This window comes from Bradyrhizobium sp. WYCCWR15520 (assembly GCF_056174665.1).
Genome location: NZ_JBWBWM010000035.1, coordinates 63,062 through 78,153, shown reverse-complemented (window position 1 = coordinate 78,153; position 15,092 = coordinate 63,062). Strand labels below are relative to the sequence as shown.

The window sequence follows — 15,092 nt, the reverse complement described above, 5'->3', positions numbered from 1 at the left end:
CGGAGCGGCGACGGCGGGCGCAGCGGCGAGGACCGGCGAAGCGGCGGCGACCACCGGCGCGGCGGCACTGGGCGACGCCACCCAGGTCAGGCGGGTGGAGGTGCCGGTGAGCGCCACGCCGCCACCGTCACGCAATTCAGCCGTCACCAGCATCTGGCCGGTATATCCGTCCGGTGGAATGACCGAAACGCCCGAAATCTCCGTTGCCGGCACCCGCCATTCGTTGGCGGCGATACGCTTGCCGGACGTCAGCCGCGCGCCGCCGACCAGCCCGCTGATCGATACGAACGCGCCGGGCGGCGGAGCGCCGACGTGAATTCCAAGCGGCACGGGATCGTTGACGAACCCGCTGCCGTCCTGCACGGCCAGGGTGGCCGTACGCTTTTGGGGTGTCGCCGGCTGCTGCGGCAGCACCGAGGATTTCACCGACTGCCAGGCAGCCGAAAGCGATGCATCCTGGTTTGCAGGGCGTTGCGACGACGGAATGGCCATGACCAGAAGCATCGCGATGCTCGCTGCGATCGCTACCGCGATCGAGAAGCGAATAACTTGCTGCATAAGCGCGCGGCGTCCCGACAGGTCGCGAAGCACGGAGGGTGCCTCGACCGGCACGTTATCCCTCGCCTCCTGCATGGCCTGAGCCACGGCTTTGGTAAACATTTCGGAATCCTGGCGGCGGGACGGCTTGCTCAATGGTTGCAAGGACGGCCCCTCCGTCGTCACGCGCGGACGCCAGCCGTCATTGTTCTGCATGAGCATCGGATTCGGCTGCTCACTGCTCGTCCGGTCCCTCAACTCCCGCGGCGCATAATATGCCGGATCGTTCGGGCCGACATATCCTTCGTGCTTTGCATCACTGCTCATACTGAACTCGCCCTCATGGGGCCTTCCGCCAGCCCCGCGGACGTATGCTGATAGCGCCCTATACAATCCTAGAACTCCGGGAGCGTAACCGCAATTTATTTGCGACTCCGCCCGCAACAAGGACCGGAAGTTGAGATCATCCTGCAGCGCTTCCGGCCGACGCCCGCCGTTTCCCCCTTGGTTGGCGCTCGCCGGTCCCCGTGCAGGACAGTCCCGTGTTGCGGCAAATACGACAACCCGGCGGCGAGAGGTAGACGAAAGTTGGACCAACTTCAATCTACAACTAATAATCAATTTACAGGGATGGTTAAACCGGTGAGGTTGCCGCCGCCTGTCTGATTAGTATCGCCTGCAAACCTTGAAATTCTACGCACGCCGTGGTCTCAAGTTTTCCTAGTTTGCAGCCCGGCCCGCCCGCCGGCCAGACAGATTTCAACCCGGCAGATTGCATCGATGGCCCGAAGGTTTTCCGCTCCCTACCAGTCGGAGCCCGTGTCCAGCCTCGCCACCTGGTCGCGCAACCTCGCCATCTTCGCCGTGATCGCGGTGGTGGGGTCGATCCTCATCGTCCGTTTCGGCTTCCTGGAGATGAAGCCGGCGCTGGCGACCTTCTTCGGCGCGCTCGGTTGCGCCGTACTTTCGATCCTGGTCGGCCTCGCCGCCTTTGCCGCAATCTGGCAGAACGGGTCGCGCGGCATGGGCCGGATCCTGCTGGCGTTCCTGATTAACGCGATCCTGCTTGCCTACCCGGCCTACCTCGCCCTGCAATACCGCAAGCTGCCGCCGATCCACGACATCACCACCGATCCGATCGATCCGCCGCGCTTCGAGGCCCTGGCGCGGCTGCGCAGCGGCGAAGGCGCCAACTCAGCGGTCTATGCCGGACTCTATTCGGCCGAACAGCAGCGGATCGCCTACCCCGACATCGAGACGGTAGAACTCGAGGTCCCGCCGCAGCGGGCCTATGAGGTGACGCTGGCACTGGTCACCAAGCGCAAATGGCTGGTTATCGACGAACGGCCGCCGCAGCCGCCGCGCCGCATCGGCCGCATCGAGGCGGTGGCGCGAACGCCGATCATGGGTTTCCGCGAGGACGTCTCGATCCGCATCACGCCCGACGGCGAGGAATCGCGTGTCGATATCCGCTCCTCCTCGCGCTATTTCGAAAGCGACCTCGGCAGCAACGCCTCGCGCATCTCCAAGCTGATCGAGGACATCAACTCGGCCGTCGACAATGCCAAGCCGGCGGCACCGAAGAAACCGCAGGCGCCGGCGAAGGCACAGGCGAAGAATGTGAAGAAGGGCAGCTAGCGCGGCACGGACGACGAGACATTCATCCGCATCTCCGCCCTGGTCCGAATGAATTAGCTCGCCATCCGATACGTCCCCCCGATTACCGGATCGCCGTCGGTAGCCACGATCCCGCGGGCGACCAGGTCTTCCAGATGCGCCAGCACGGAATAGCCGGCGGCATTGGTCAGCCGCGGGTCGATGCCGATATAGATCGCGCGCACCATGGTCGGGATGTCGGCCTCGCCCTTGGCAAGGCGATGCAGGATCGAAGCTTCGCGGGCCTGGCGGTGGCGGGTCAGGAAGCGGACGTAGCGCGGCCCTTCCGGAATCTCCGGCCCGTGGCCCGAAAAATATAGATCCTCCTCGCGGGCCTCCAGCCGCGCCAGCGAGGCCATGTAGTCGATCATCGATCCGTCCGGCGGCGCCACGATCGAGGTCGACCAGCCCATCACATGGTCGCCGACGAAATTGATCTTTCGCTCCGGCCACGCAAACGCCAGGTGATTGGCGGTGTGGCCGGGGGTTGCGACCGCCTCCAGCGCCCAGCCCTGCCCTTCGATCACATCGCCGTTCTTGACCTCGATGTCAGGCCTGAAATCGCGATCGGCGCCGGATTCCGGATTGTGCTTCTCGCTCTCGAAGCGCGGCCGCGAGGCGCGGTGCGGCCCCTCGGCATAGACGGGCGCGCCGGTGGCGGCCTTGATCCGCGCGGTGTTCGGCGAGTGGTCGCGGTGGGTATGGGTGACGAGAATATGCGTCACCGTCTCGCCGCGCACGGCGTCGAGCAGCGCTTTTGCATGCGCTTCGTCATCGGGGCCGGGATCGATGATCGCGACATTGCCTCGGCCCACGAGGTAGCTGACCGTGCCGGTAAAGGTGAAGGGGCTCGGATTGTTGCAGAGAACGCGCCGCACGCCGGGGCGCGGCTCATCGACGACGCCAGGCTTTAAGGGAAAGTCGCGGTTAAAGGGGATGTCGTCGTTGTCGGCCATGGGTTCTTGTCCGTGATTTCCGGATTCTCTTTGACCTCGTCATGCCCGGGCTAAAGCGCGAAGCGCGTCTTCGCGCTAGATGTCCCGGGCATCCACGTCTTCCTTGCGAGCCCCAAGACGTGGATGGCCGGGACAAGCCCGGCCATGACGAAAATCGGGGTTACGTCACGCCGAACGCTACGACATTGTCTCCTTACGAAAACGCCTGGATGCCGGTGATCGCCCGGCCCAAGATCAGGGCATGGACGTCGTGCGTCCCTTCGTAGGTGTTCACGGTTTCCAAATTCGCGGCGTGGCGCATCACGTGATACTCGATCTGGATGCCGTTGCCGCCATGCATGTCGCGGGACACGCGGGCGATGTCGAGCGCCTTGCCGCAATTGTTGCGCTTGACGATCGAGATCATCTCCGGCGCCATCTTGCCCTCGTCCATCAGGCGGCCGACACGCAGGCTTGCTTGAAGCCCGAGCGCGATTTCGGTCTCCATGTCCGCGAGCTTCTTCTGCACCAGTTGCGTGGCCGCCAGCGGCCGGTTGAACTGCTTGCGGTCGAGCGTGTATTGCCGCGCGCGGTGCATGCAGTCTTCCGCGGCGCCCATTGCACCCCAGGAGATGCCGTAGCGGGCGCGGTTGAGGCAGCCGAACGGGCCCTTCAGGCCCGACACGTTGGGCAGCAGCGCGCTTTCCGGCACCACCACACCGTCCATCACGATTTCGCCGGTGATCGAGGCGCGCAAGGATAGCTTGCCGCCGACCTTCGGCGCCGACAGGCCCTTCATGCCTTTCTCGAGGATGAAGCCGCGGATCTGGTTGTCATGCGCGGCCGACTTGGCCCAGACCACGAAGACGTCGGCGATCGGCGCATTCGAGATCCACATCTTGCTGCCGGTCAGGCGGTAGCCGTCGGATACCTTTTCGGCGCGGGTCTTCATGCCACCGGGATCGGAGCCGGCATCCGGCTCGGTCAGGCCGAAACAGCCGACCCACTCGCCGGTGGCAAGTTTCGGCAGATATTTCTTACGCTGGTTCTCGTCGCCATAGGCGTAGATCGGGTACATCACCAGCGACGACTGCACCGAGTTCATCGAGCGATAGCCGGAATCGACCCGCTCGATCTCGCGCGCCACCAGGCCATAGGCGACGTAGCTCGCATTGGCGCAGCCATATTCCTCCGGCAGCGTGACCCCGATCAGGCCGAGCTCGCCCATCTCGTTGAAGATCTCGCGATCGGTCTTCTCTTCCAGATACGCATTGATGACGCGCGGCAGCAGCTTGTCCTGCGCATAGGCACGCGCGGTGTCGCGGATCATGCGTTCATCTTCGGTGAGCTGTTCGTCGAGCAGGAACGGATCGTCCCACTGGAAGGAAGCCGCCGCCGGCTTGTCCTTGGCTTGAGGGCGCACGCTCATGAAAATCCCTTTCGCATCACTGTCCTCATGGAAATTGCTGACAAATTAGTGCGCTATCGGCAGAAGCGCAAATGGATTGGTGCTTGACGAGATGACGAACGCTAGTCTTCAAGCCGCTCGCTCGAGACAATCTCGATGCCGAAACCGGAAAGTCCCTTGTAGTCGTGCACTGACGACGTGAGGTTGACGATCGAGGTGATGCCGAGATCGCGCAGGATCTGGGCACCGACGCCGACCTCACGCCATTGCCGGTTGCGATCGGCCTCCGCCGATTTCTGCTCTCCCACCGGCTCGACGGGAACCCCGGCCGCGCCGTCGCGCAGATACACCAGCACACCGCGGCCGGCCTTCTCGAAATGGTTCAGCACGATCTGCATCCGTGCCTGGCCGGTGAAGAGGTCCTTGACGATGTTGGGCTTGTGCAGCCGCGTCAGCACATTCTTGCCGTCGCCGACGCCGTTATAGACGAACGCGGCATGCGCAATCTCGTCGAATGGAGAGCGGTAGGCGTAGCCCTGCAGCGGACCAATCGGGCTGTCGGTGGTAAAGGTCGCGACCCGTTCGATCAGCTTCTCGCGCGCCTGGCGGTAGGCGATCATGTCAGCGATCGTGACGTGCTTGAGCTTGTGCTTGGCGGCGAAGCGCGCCACCTGCTCGCCCTTCATCACGGTGCCGTCGTCATTCATCAACTCAGAGATGACGCCGACCGGCGGCAGGCCGGAGAGCTTGCAGAGATCGACCGCCGCCTCGGTATGGCCGGAGCGCAGCAGCACGCCACCGTCGCGGGCGATCAGCGGGAAGATGTGACCGGGCCGGGCAAAATCATTGGCGCCGGCATTGGGATTGGCGAGGGCGCGGCAGCAGGAGGCGCGTTCGTCCGCCGAAATGCCGGTGCCGCCATCGGGCTTGTAGTCGATCGAGACGGTGAAGGCGGTGGTGTGGTTGGACTCGTTATGCGCCACCATCGGATCGAGCCGCAACCGGCGGGCGTCGTCGGTGGTGATCGGCGCGCAGACGATGCCGGAGGTGTGGCGGATGATGAATGCCATCTTCTCCGCGGTGCAGAGCGAGGCGGCGACGATCAGGTCGCCCTCACCTTCCCGGTCGTCATCGTCGGTGACGACGACGAGTTCGCCCTTGGCAAAGGCTTGCAGAACTTCCTGGATGCTATCGGCCATTTTCTCGAAATCTCGTCAAATCCCGCTTCTTTCAGCCAGTGCATTAGCCGGACTCCATGCGCAGCGCCAGCGCCAATACGCAGGGCGGAACGCCGGAGAGGCATGGCGGAGAGGCCATGCTGCGGTCGGGCCTGAACGGAGAGGTGTTGGCGATTTCGCCCGATCGCTTGGAACGGTTTCGCCTGGCGAAAACACTTTCGGGATTATAGCTCTTCTCGCGACGCTGGCGAAATGGCGGCGCCGGCCGGGCACCGATCCGGACGCCGTTCGCCCCCTAAGGCAGCACCTCGCGGCGCTCGCTGAGCAGCACGTCGGTCTCGGCGCGCTTGTCCTCCAACAGCCCGGCCTGAGCTGCTTCGATCACCTTGTAGAGTTCGTCGGCGTCGCTGAGGCGGGTTACCGTCACGTAGTCGGCGCCGGCCTCGTAGAGGTCGTTGACATTGGCCAGGATCTCCGCGGTCGCGACGATCTTGGCACTCGGATTGAGCGAGCGGACGTGCCGGACCAGCTTTTCGTTGTCGGCGCCCTTCAATAGCGAGTCCGGGATGCTGAGGATGATCAGCTCGGCCTTGCCGACGCCGGCATGCACCAGCGTATCGACATTGCTGATGTCGCCATAGACCACATGCATCCCGCGGTCGGTCAGGGTGCGGAACACCAGCGGATTGAAATCGATCACGGTGATCTGATCCAATACCGCCGGCGTGCGGCGCTCGATCTCGGCGATCAATGCGCTGGCGGCACGGAAGAAGCCGAGGATGACGATGCGGCGCGCCTCGCCATGTCCGCCGTGCCCGGCCTCAGCTTCGTGCTTGTGGTCGAGATCGCGCAGGCCAATCCGCTTCAGGGGACCGATCAGGCCGCGCGTGACCTGGTCGCTGCGGCTCATGACGAAGGTGCTCAATACCGCCAGCACCACGAAGGCGAACGACGCCGCGCTCGACGTCTCCGCGCTGATATGGTGTGCCGTCACGCCGGTCTGGATCACGACCAGCGAGAATTCCGAGATCTGCGCCAGGTTGATCGCCGGCAACAGGCTGGCGCGCAGGCCCTGCTTCATCAGATAGAGCGGTACAAACGTCGTCACCATGCGGCTGACGACGGTGAAGGCCGCGATCGCGAGCGCCAGACCGATCACCGAAAGCCCGGGAATCGGGATCGTCATGCCCAGCGAGACGAAGAACAGCGTGATGAAGAAGTCGCGCAGCGTCGTCACCTTGGCGGTGACGTCGAGCGCATAGGGGAATGTCGAGAGCGAAACGCCCGCTACCAGCGAGCCCATCTCGCGCGACAAATGCAGCCTCTCCGCGATCTCGCCGATCAGGAAGCACCAGGCCAGTGCACCGAGCAGGATCAGTTCCGGCCGGCGCGCGATCTGGTGGAACAGCCAGGGCAACACATAGCGGCTGAGCACGAGCGCGGTTGCCACCAGCACGCCGACCCGGGCGACCGACAGCAGGATGACGCTGACTTGCAGATTATCGAGGCTCGGCTGCACCGCCAGGAACAGGATCGCAAAGATATCCTGCAGCACCAGCACGCCGAGCGTGATCCGGCCCGGCAGCGTGTCGAGCTCGCGCTTTTCGTACAGCACCTTGACGATGATCACCGTGCTCGACAGCGCGCAGGCGACGCAGAGATAGAGCGCGTCGAAATGCCCGTTGCCCATCGACAGGCCGATCCCGACAAAGAACAATATCCCGAGCAGAACGCCACCGATCAATTGCCCGCCGGCGGCGAACAGGATCACCTTGCCGGCGCGCACGATCTTCTTCAGGTCGATTTCCAGCCCGATCATGAACAGCATGAAGATCAGGCCGAGTTCGGAGATGACGGTGATCGACTCCTGGGACTTGACCCAGCCCATGCCGAATGGACCAATGAAGAACCCGGCGATAAGGTAGGCCAGGATCAGCGGCTGCCGCGAGAAATGCGCCAAAAGGCCCAGCCCCCAGGCGAACAGGATGCATAAGGTGATATCGCGAATAAGTTCGTGCATGGTTCCGGATTTCCCCTTCTTGCAACCTAGAGATCCCGGCGCAAGGGTCAAACAAGCAATGTGTCACAGCCATGGATTGGGGGCTTTTCTCGCGATTCTGGCTACGCTGTCGATCCTTTCCGTCCCCGGCGCCGGCGCGCAAGCCGCGGGCGGTATCGAGCAGAATTTTGCCGCCTCCCTCACCGCACTGCCGGCGGAAAATCTCGCTGTGTCCGGCGCCTTCTGCGTGCCGGTCTATTCCAGCGTCTCGATGAACCCCGGCAAGCTGCGGGCGGATTTTCCGGTCACGCTGGGCGTCCACAACGCGTCTGAGACCCGCCCCCTCGTCCTGAAGCGGATCGCCTATTTCGACACATCAGGCAAGATGGTGGAGAGCTACCTCAAGGCCCCGGTTGCGCTAAAACCGTTCGCGACCGTCGAGGTCTTCATCGCCGCCAACGACGTGCGCGGCGGAACGGGCGCCAATTTCGTGGTCGACTGGGCGGCCACGGGAGAGATCGCCGAACCCACGGTGGAGACCCTGATGTTCGGCGGCGTCGGCGCCGGGCATTATGCCTTCATCAGCCAGGGCCGGCCGATCAGGATCAGCAAGAACTAGCCTGCCGGAAGGCTGCTTGCGGCCTTCTCAACGAACAACAAAACGGGAGTGAATATCCATGTCGGCCGCATCCCCCTTCGATTTCGCGCCATTGCTGCCCGCCGGATTGCCGGCCCCGGCAGCGCGGTGGACGGGACTTGCCAAATACTCCTTCGTCGGCGGCAACAACGATCCGGACCAGGTACCGGTCGACGGCCTGATCGAGGCGGTCAACGCCGTGCTCCGGCGCGAAGGCAAGACGCTCGCGACCTACGGCCTTGCCAGCGGCCCGCAGGGCTATCGCCCCTTGCGCGAATTCCTCACCGCAAAACTCGAGCGCGACGCCGGCATCGCCTGCAGTGCCGACGACATCATGATCGTCTCAGGCTCGCTGCAGGCGCTCGACCTCGTCAACCAGACGCTTCTCGCACGCGGCGATACCGTACTGGTCGAGCAGGAAACCTATCAGGGCGCGCTGACCCGGCTGACGCGGCTCGGCGTCAACGCGGTCGGCATTCCCCTCGACGACCAGGGCATGCGGATGGATGCGCTGGCGGCAGCGCTTGCCCACCACAAGCGCCGCGGCATCACGCCGAAATACATTTACACCATCCCGACCGTGCAGAACCCGACCGGCAGCATCCTGCCGCAGCAGCGCCGCGCCGAGCTGCTGAAGCTGTCGCGGGAGTACGGCGTGCCGATCTTCGAGGACGACTGTTACGCCGACCTGATCTGGAACGGTGAGCGGCCGCCCGCGATCTACGCCATGAGCCAGCATGGCGGCGTCATTCACATCGGCTCGTTCTCGAAGTCGATCGCCCCTGCCCTGCGCGTCGGCTTCATCGTCGCACCCTGGGAGATGATGTCACGGATGCTGGCGCTGAAGACCGACGCCGGAAGCGGCGCACTGGAGCAGATGGTGCTGGCGGAATATTGCGCGCCGCATTTTGCAAGCCATGTGCCGAAGCTGACGCGCGGCCTGCGCGCCAAGCTCGATACGCTGATGGAGGCGCTCAACGAGCAGTTCGGCACTGCCGCCGAATTCGACGTGCCCGAGGGCGGCATCTTCCTGTGGGTGAAGCTGCCCGACAATGTCGATACGCTAAAACTCTATCAGGCCGCGCTTGCCGCCGGAGTTTCCATCAATCCCGGGCCGGAATGGTCGACCGACAAGGCCTATGCCGGCAGCCGGCTGCGGCTCTGCTTCGCCAGCCCCTCGCACGAACAGATCCGCGAGGGCGTCGCCGTGCTCGCCGAAGTCTGCCGCAAGGAGTTCGGCGTGCCGGAACGGATTGCCAATGTGGAGAAACGAGCGCGGAGTTGAGCGGGCTCAACTCGTCGCTTGATGCGCTATTCGCCGCGGAACACCAGCGCGATCCGCAACAGACGCACGATCGAGACGTTGCCCTTGCCGGCTTCGATCTGCGCCACGTAGCGCTCGGACATGCTGGCGCGGCGCGCGAGCTCGCGGCGCGACAGGCCGTGCTGCGCGCGCATCTCGCGCACCCTGTCTCCGAGTTGCGCCAGAAACTCGCTTTCGTAAGGCAGGCGGCCGTCTTCGTCATAGCGCATCGCCCGGACGCGGTGGCCCGGAACTGCTTCGGTCTGGGATAGGCTTTCGCTGCGCATCACGCTCGATCCTTTTGCCCGGCATCGTCGCCAAGCAAAGGGCCGCCGCATTGATTGGGATCAAATGGGATGGGCCAATTGATTTCGATCAATCGGAACCCGTCATGCCCGGCCATGTGACGGGCTCGCTTCCGTGATGCAGGGAAGACGTGGATGGCCGGGACAAGCCCGGCCATGCGGTACAAACGGCCAAATGCCGGCCAGCGCCTATTCAGCCTTGATGCCGGCCTCGGCAATTAGCTTCCCCCATTTCGTGCTTTCGCTCTGGATGAACCTGGCAAAAGCATCCGGCGAAGTCGGCATCGGTTCGGCGCCGAGTGTGCGGATCTTCTCGATCGCGGCGGGATCGCTCAACGCCTTCACGAAGGCGGCGTTCAGCGTGGTGATGACCTCAGGCGGCGTGCCGGCGGGCGCGACGATGCCGAACCAGCCGACGGATTCGAAGCCGGAGAGGCCCTGCTCCGCCAGCGTCGGAACGTCGGGCAGGAACACCACACGTTTGGCGGCGGAGACGCCGAGCGCCTTCAACTTGCCGTCGCCGATCAATTGTTTGGAGGCCGGGATATCCAGTACGGCCAGCGGGACGTGGCCGGCCAGAACGTCCGTTGTCGCCGGCGCGGTGCCGCGATAGGCGATCAACTGAATTCCGACACCGGCCTTCTGGTTGAACAATGCCGAAGTCAGATGCATCGCGGTGCCGTTGCCGCCATGGCCGATCGACAGGCCCGCCGTTTTCGCTTTGGCCTTGGCAATGATGTCTGCGACGGACGCAATGCCCGATTGTTGCGAGGAAACCAGCACGAACGGGATTTCGGCCAGCATCGTCACCGGCGCCAGATCCTTGACCGGATCGAACGACATCGCCGCGCGATTGAGATGGGGATTGACGGTCAGCACGCCGGCCGCGGCGATGCCGAGCGTGTAGCCGTCAGGCGCGGCCTGCGCCACCGCCCCGATTCCGATATTGCCGCCCGCGCCTGCCCTGTTCTCGATGACGATCGGCTGGCGGAGCGTTTCCGAAAGCAGCGGTTGCAGGGCCCGGATCACGATATCGGCACTGCCGCCGGGCGGAAAGGTCACGATGATCTTGATGGGTTGATCGGGATAGGCATTTGCTGCTTCAATCGCCGACAACGACAGCGACAGAACAACAATAAGGGCGCGGATCATGCCTTGGCGGATCGACGGAAACATTAAAGGGCCCCCCGATGATCTCTTTGGCGCCCAGTAATGCATGATCGTCCGCACGCAGCAAGCGACATGACAGCAAGGACTTGGCAGCAAACGACATGGTGAAGACCAGCGTTCTCGTGGTCGGCGGCGGTCCGGTCGGACTCACCTTGGCCATGGACCTCGCAACGCGGGGAATTTCCGTCACCGTCGTCGAAACGCGCGCCGCCGGCGAGCCGCCGAGCGTGAAATGCAACCACGTCTCGTCGCGTTCGATGGAGATTTTTCGCCGCTTAGGGGTGGCGCGGAAGCTGCGCGACGCCGGACTGCCGGCCGACTACCCGAACGATTGCTCTTACCGCACCACGGCAACCGGCATCGAGCTCTCGCGCATCCTGATTCCCTGCCGACGCGATCGCTATACCGCCACCGGCGGGCCGGATACCGATTGGCCGACGGCCGAGCCGCCGCACCGCATCAATCAGATCTACATGGAACCCGTGCTGTTCGCGCACGCGGCTTCCATCGACGGGCTTCAGATTCTGAACCGCACCGCGTTCGAGGATTTTCGCGAAGACAATGACGGCATCGTTGCGACCGTCCGCAATCTCGATACTGGAACTGCCTCGCCAATTCATGCCGATTTCATCGTGGGCTGTGACGGCGCGCGTTCGCTCGTCCGCAAGGCCATCGACGCCAACCTGCAGGGAACGCCGATCATCCAGCGCGTGCAATCGACCTATATCCACGCGCCCGCCTTGCTTGGAATGATGGATCAGCCGGCCTGGATGACGCTGTCGCTCAATCCGCGCCGCTGCGGCACGGTGGTCGCCATTGACGGCCGCGAGAACTGGCTGATCCACAATCACCTCAACCGCGAGGACGAGACCTTCGAGTCCGTCGATCGCGACGCCTCGATCCGCGCCATTCTCGGCGTCGGCCCCGAGTTCGAATACGAGATCCTGAGCAAGGAGGACTGGGTCGGCCGCCGGCTCGTCGCCGACCGGTTTCGCAGGGGCCGCGCCTTCATCTGCGGCGACGCCGCGCATTTGTGGATGCCCTACGCCGGCTACGGCATGAATGCGGGAATTGCCGATGCGACCAACCTCGCATGGCTGCTCGCCGCCTATTTGCAAGGATGGGCCGACATCAAAATCCTCGATGCCTATGAGGCAGAGCGCCTTCCCATCACCGAGCAAGTCTCCCGCTTCGCAATGGAAATGGCCGGCAAAGTGTTGAGCCAGCGCCGCAACGTTCCCGAAGCGATCGAGCACCCGGGCCCCGAAGGCGACGCCGTTCGCAAACAGGTCGGGCAAGCGGCGTATGATCTCAACGTGCAGCAATATTGCTGCGCCGGCCTCAACTTCGGCTATTTCTACGACAACTCCCCGATCATCGCCTATGACGGCGCCGAGCAGCCGGGCTTTACGATGGCGGATTTCACGGCGTCCTCGACGCCGGGATGCCGGTTGCCATTCGCCAGACTCGACGACGGACGACCGGTCTATGATGCACTCGGGCCGGGCTACACGCTTTTGCGTTATGATCCGGATGTCGCGGTAGCGCCACTGGCCGACGCGATGCGTGTCAACCGCGTGCCGTTTGCAGTCGTCGACGTCCCCGCCCCTAATCCTGGCCACAAACTCATTCTTGCGCGCACCGATCAGCACGTGGCCTGGCGCGGCGACGTCATTCCTGACGATCCCGCGCACCTCGTCGGAAAGCTGCTTGGCCGAAGCCTCAGTCCGGTTTGATGGCCTGATGGCGGAAGTGCGCTCCCAGCATCGCGTCGGCATTGCCCTCGTCGTCGCCGCCGCGATCGCCTGGAGCACGGCGCCGTTTTTCACGCGGCTGCTTCCCTACGACTCCTGGACCATCCTGTTCTGGCGCGGATTGTTCGCAGGCGGCATGATCACGGCAATTCTGCTGGTGCTGCAAGGCCGTGCCGGCCTGCTGGATCTGATCGGGATGAGAAAAAGCGGCTGGCTGGTCGCGTCTTTGTCGGCATCGGCCATGATCGCCTTCATCCCGTCCCTGCAACTGACCAGTGTGTCCAATGTGGCGATCATCATCGCAACCGGCCCGTTCGTCACCGCCGCGCTCGCCTGGGTCTGGTTGCGGGAAGCCCCGCACGCGCGAACCATGATCGCAAGCGTCGTGGCGCTTTGCGGTGTCGCTGTCATCGTCGGCAACGCACGCGTTGGTTCTGACATCCTCGGCGTTGCACTCGCCTGTTTCATGACGCTGGCGATTGCCGCGATGACGGTCTTGGTCCGGCAGCACAAGAATACGTCGATGGTGGCCGCCGCCGCGCTGTCGAACATCCTGGGCAGCATCGTCAGCATTCCCTTCGCCGGCGAAATTGCCAGCGTCACCGGGACCGATATCCTTGTCCTCGCGATGTTCGGATGCTTTCAGGTTTCGCTGGGCCTGACGCTGTTCTTCCTCGGCTCGCGCCTGCTGCCCTCCGGCCAGGCGGCGCTAATCTCCACGCTGGAGACGCCGCTGATGCCGTTCTGGGTATGGGTTGGATTTGGCGACGTTCCGACGCTGCGGGTCCTCGCCGGCGGCGCCCTGGTGATGGGCGCCGTGATTGCCGACATCGTCGGCGATATGCGCACGCAGCGGCCAGCAAAATGAGCGGGCGGAGCTACCGCACCGCGAACGGCGCCTGATAGGGACGGCCGAACGGCACCCCGTTGATTACGGTCTGCACCGATTTGAGCAACAGCTTGCCTTCGCGCTTGTTGTTGCGTGTATCGACGAACGAGGTCTGCCCCTCCATCAGATCCATGATCGCGACGTCACCGGGCGCGCCGATCTGCAGCGTGCCGATCTTGGGCGCGCGGTTGATGATTTTCGCGGGCGTCACGGTCGCCGCCGCCACCACCTGCTCCAATGAAAGGCCGAGCGTGATGAACTTGCTCATGACGTTCGGCAGATAAGGCATGCCGGGGCTGTTGCCGGAGAAGACGTGGATGTCGGAGGAGATCGTATCGGGCGTGCAGCCTCCGGGAAGCGCGACTTCCGCTACGGTAAAATCAAAACTGCCGCCGCCATGGCCGACATCGAACATTACGCCGCGCTGCTTGGCGGCGAGCGCCGCCGGCAACAGCTTGCCGTCCTGCACGATGTTGGTGAAGACGCCGCCAATATTCGGCGCGCCGGAATAGGCATGCGTCAGCACGTCGCCGGGCCGCAGCAGGTCGAGAATCTCGGACATCAGCTCCCTGGTCTCGACGCCGCCGATATGCACCATCATCTTGGCCGGCCAGCCGCACATTTCGCAGGCCTTGATGCTGCGCTTCAGCGGCTCAAGGCCGTGCTTGGCGATCACGTTCTCCGACATCCTCACCTTCACGCCGAGCAGGAAATCCGGATTTTCCGCCAGCGCCATCGCGCAAGCGTCCACTTGCGCGTAGTCGATGTTGTAGAGCTCGGCGACCGGGAAGCCCGACAGGCCGTTATTGGCAATGTGGACGAAGGCATAAATCCGCGCCCGCGACTGCGCCACGATGTAACGGCGCAGCGCCGCGAGGTTGTTGACGCCGGCGTCGCCCGCCGACACCACCGTGGTGGTGGCCTGCGCCTGCACCAGTTCGTCTGCGGGAATGCCGATCGCCGAACCGTAGGGGTAGACGTGGGAATGTAAGTCGATCAGGCCGGGCGTCACCAGTTTGCCCGAGGCGTCGATGGTCTTGGCGGCGCGGGCGGATGGAATCTCGCTCTCCACCGCCTCGATCACGCCCCAGCGGATGCCGATGTCGCGCTTGCCCCTCAGCGACTGGCTGGGATCCAGCACGTCGCCACCCTTGATAACAAGATCGAACTTGTCGCTCGGACCCATCGCGGCATGGGCGCGGCCAGACATGGCGACAATGGCGGCCGTCCCGGTCAGGCCCAGAAAATCACGGCGTGAAAACCCGGTCATCGCAGCGCTCCCCCTAATATGATTTTTATCTGATGATGATGCGCCGGGCTC

At 63.8% G+C, this 15,092-nt stretch carries 12 protein-coding genes and 1 pseudogene; 5 read left to right on the top strand and 8 right to left on the bottom strand.

Annotation, left to right across the window (positions count from 1 at the left end; all coding sequences use genetic code 11):
* A pseudogene (locus AC0QUY_RS32330) lies at positions 1-660 on the bottom strand (hypothetical protein); the annotation flags it as partial.
* A gap of 657 nt (positions 661-1,317) precedes the next feature.
* On the opposite strand from AC0QUY_RS32330, the gene AC0QUY_RS32325 reads away from it, so the two are divergent.
* Positions 1,318-2,175, top strand: a complete 858-nt coding sequence (locus tag AC0QUY_RS32325) for a DUF1499 domain-containing protein (RefSeq protein WP_161852598.1) — start codon at positions 1,318-1,320, stop codon at positions 2,173-2,175.
* 53 nt (positions 2,176-2,228) lie between these two features.
* On the opposite strand, the gene AC0QUY_RS32320 is transcribed toward AC0QUY_RS32325, so the two are convergent.
* From AC0QUY_RS32320 to AC0QUY_RS32305, 4 genes are all read right to left on the bottom strand, one after another.
* Positions 2,229-3,149 (bottom strand): MBL fold metallo-hydrolase, encoded by a 921-nt coding sequence (locus AC0QUY_RS32320; RefSeq protein WP_475390183.1) that lies wholly within the window; start codon positions 3,147-3,149, stop codon positions 2,229-2,231.
* A 193-nt stretch (positions 3,150-3,342) separates the two neighbouring features.
* Positions 3,343-4,557 carry an acyl-CoA dehydrogenase gene (locus AC0QUY_RS32315; protein ID WP_475390182.1) on the bottom strand — a complete coding sequence of 405 codons (1,215 nt, stop codon included), beginning with the start codon at positions 4,555-4,557 and terminating at the stop codon, positions 3,343-3,345.
* Positions 4,558-4,658: 101 nt separating this feature from the next.
* Entirely contained in the window at positions 4,659-5,735 is a 1,077-nt protein-coding gene (ribB, locus tag AC0QUY_RS32310) for a 3,4-dihydroxy-2-butanone-4-phosphate synthase (RefSeq protein WP_475390181.1), read from the bottom strand.
* Between the two features lie 274 nt (positions 5,736-6,009).
* Positions 6,010-7,734 carry a cation:proton antiporter gene (locus tag AC0QUY_RS32305; RefSeq protein WP_475390180.1) on the bottom strand — a complete coding sequence of 575 codons (1,725 nt, stop codon included), beginning with the start codon at positions 7,732-7,734 and terminating at the stop codon, positions 6,010-6,012.
* A gap of 58 nt (positions 7,735-7,792) precedes the next feature.
* On the opposite strand from AC0QUY_RS32305, the gene AC0QUY_RS32300 reads away from it, so the two are divergent.
* Both AC0QUY_RS32300 and AC0QUY_RS32295 read left to right on the top strand, forming a co-directional pair.
* The gene (locus tag AC0QUY_RS32300; RefSeq protein WP_475390179.1) at positions 7,793-8,332 is read left to right on the top strand and encodes a DUF3124 domain-containing protein; all 540 of its coding nucleotides are present in this window, start codon (positions 7,793-7,795) and stop codon (positions 8,330-8,332) included.
* A gap of 58 nt (positions 8,333-8,390) precedes the next feature.
* Positions 8,391-9,635, top strand: a complete 1,245-nt coding sequence (locus AC0QUY_RS32295; protein WP_475390178.1) for an aminotransferase-like domain-containing protein — start codon at positions 8,391-8,393, stop codon at positions 9,633-9,635.
* Positions 9,636-9,661: 26 nt separating this feature from the next.
* Here AC0QUY_RS32295 and AC0QUY_RS32290 read toward each other — a convergent pair whose 3' ends face one another.
* The gene (locus AC0QUY_RS32290; RefSeq protein WP_161856469.1) at positions 9,662-9,883 is read right to left on the bottom strand and encodes a helix-turn-helix domain-containing protein; all 222 of its coding nucleotides are present in this window, start codon (positions 9,881-9,883) and stop codon (positions 9,662-9,664) included.
* Positions 9,884-10,147: 264 nt separating this feature from the next.
* On the bottom strand, positions 10,148-11,134 hold the full coding sequence (locus tag AC0QUY_RS32285) for a Bug family tripartite tricarboxylate transporter substrate binding protein (RefSeq protein ID WP_475390177.1): 987 nt from the start codon (positions 11,132-11,134) through the stop codon (positions 10,148-10,150).
* Positions 11,135-11,229: 95 nt separating this feature from the next.
* Between AC0QUY_RS32285 and AC0QUY_RS32280 the strand changes: the two genes are divergently transcribed.
* Together AC0QUY_RS32280 and AC0QUY_RS32275 are read left to right on the top strand one after the other, a co-directional pair.
* Entirely contained in the window at positions 11,230-12,864 is a 1,635-nt protein-coding gene (locus AC0QUY_RS32280) for an FAD-dependent oxidoreductase (RefSeq protein WP_475390176.1), read from the top strand.
* Positions 12,839-13,750 carry a DMT family transporter gene (locus AC0QUY_RS32275; protein WP_475390175.1) on the top strand — a complete coding sequence of 304 codons (912 nt, stop codon included), beginning with the start codon at positions 12,839-12,841 and terminating at the stop codon, positions 13,748-13,750. The genes AC0QUY_RS32280 and AC0QUY_RS32275 overlap by 26 nt, the downstream gene beginning before the upstream one ends.
* A 10-nt stretch (positions 13,751-13,760) precedes the next feature.
* Here the strand turns inward: AC0QUY_RS32275 and AC0QUY_RS32270 are convergent, their stop codons facing one another.
* On the bottom strand, positions 13,761-15,041 hold the full coding sequence (locus tag AC0QUY_RS32270; protein ID WP_475390174.1) for an amidohydrolase family protein: 1,281 nt from the start codon (positions 15,039-15,041) through the stop codon (positions 13,761-13,763).
* Positions 15,042-15,092 lie beyond the last annotated feature (51 nt).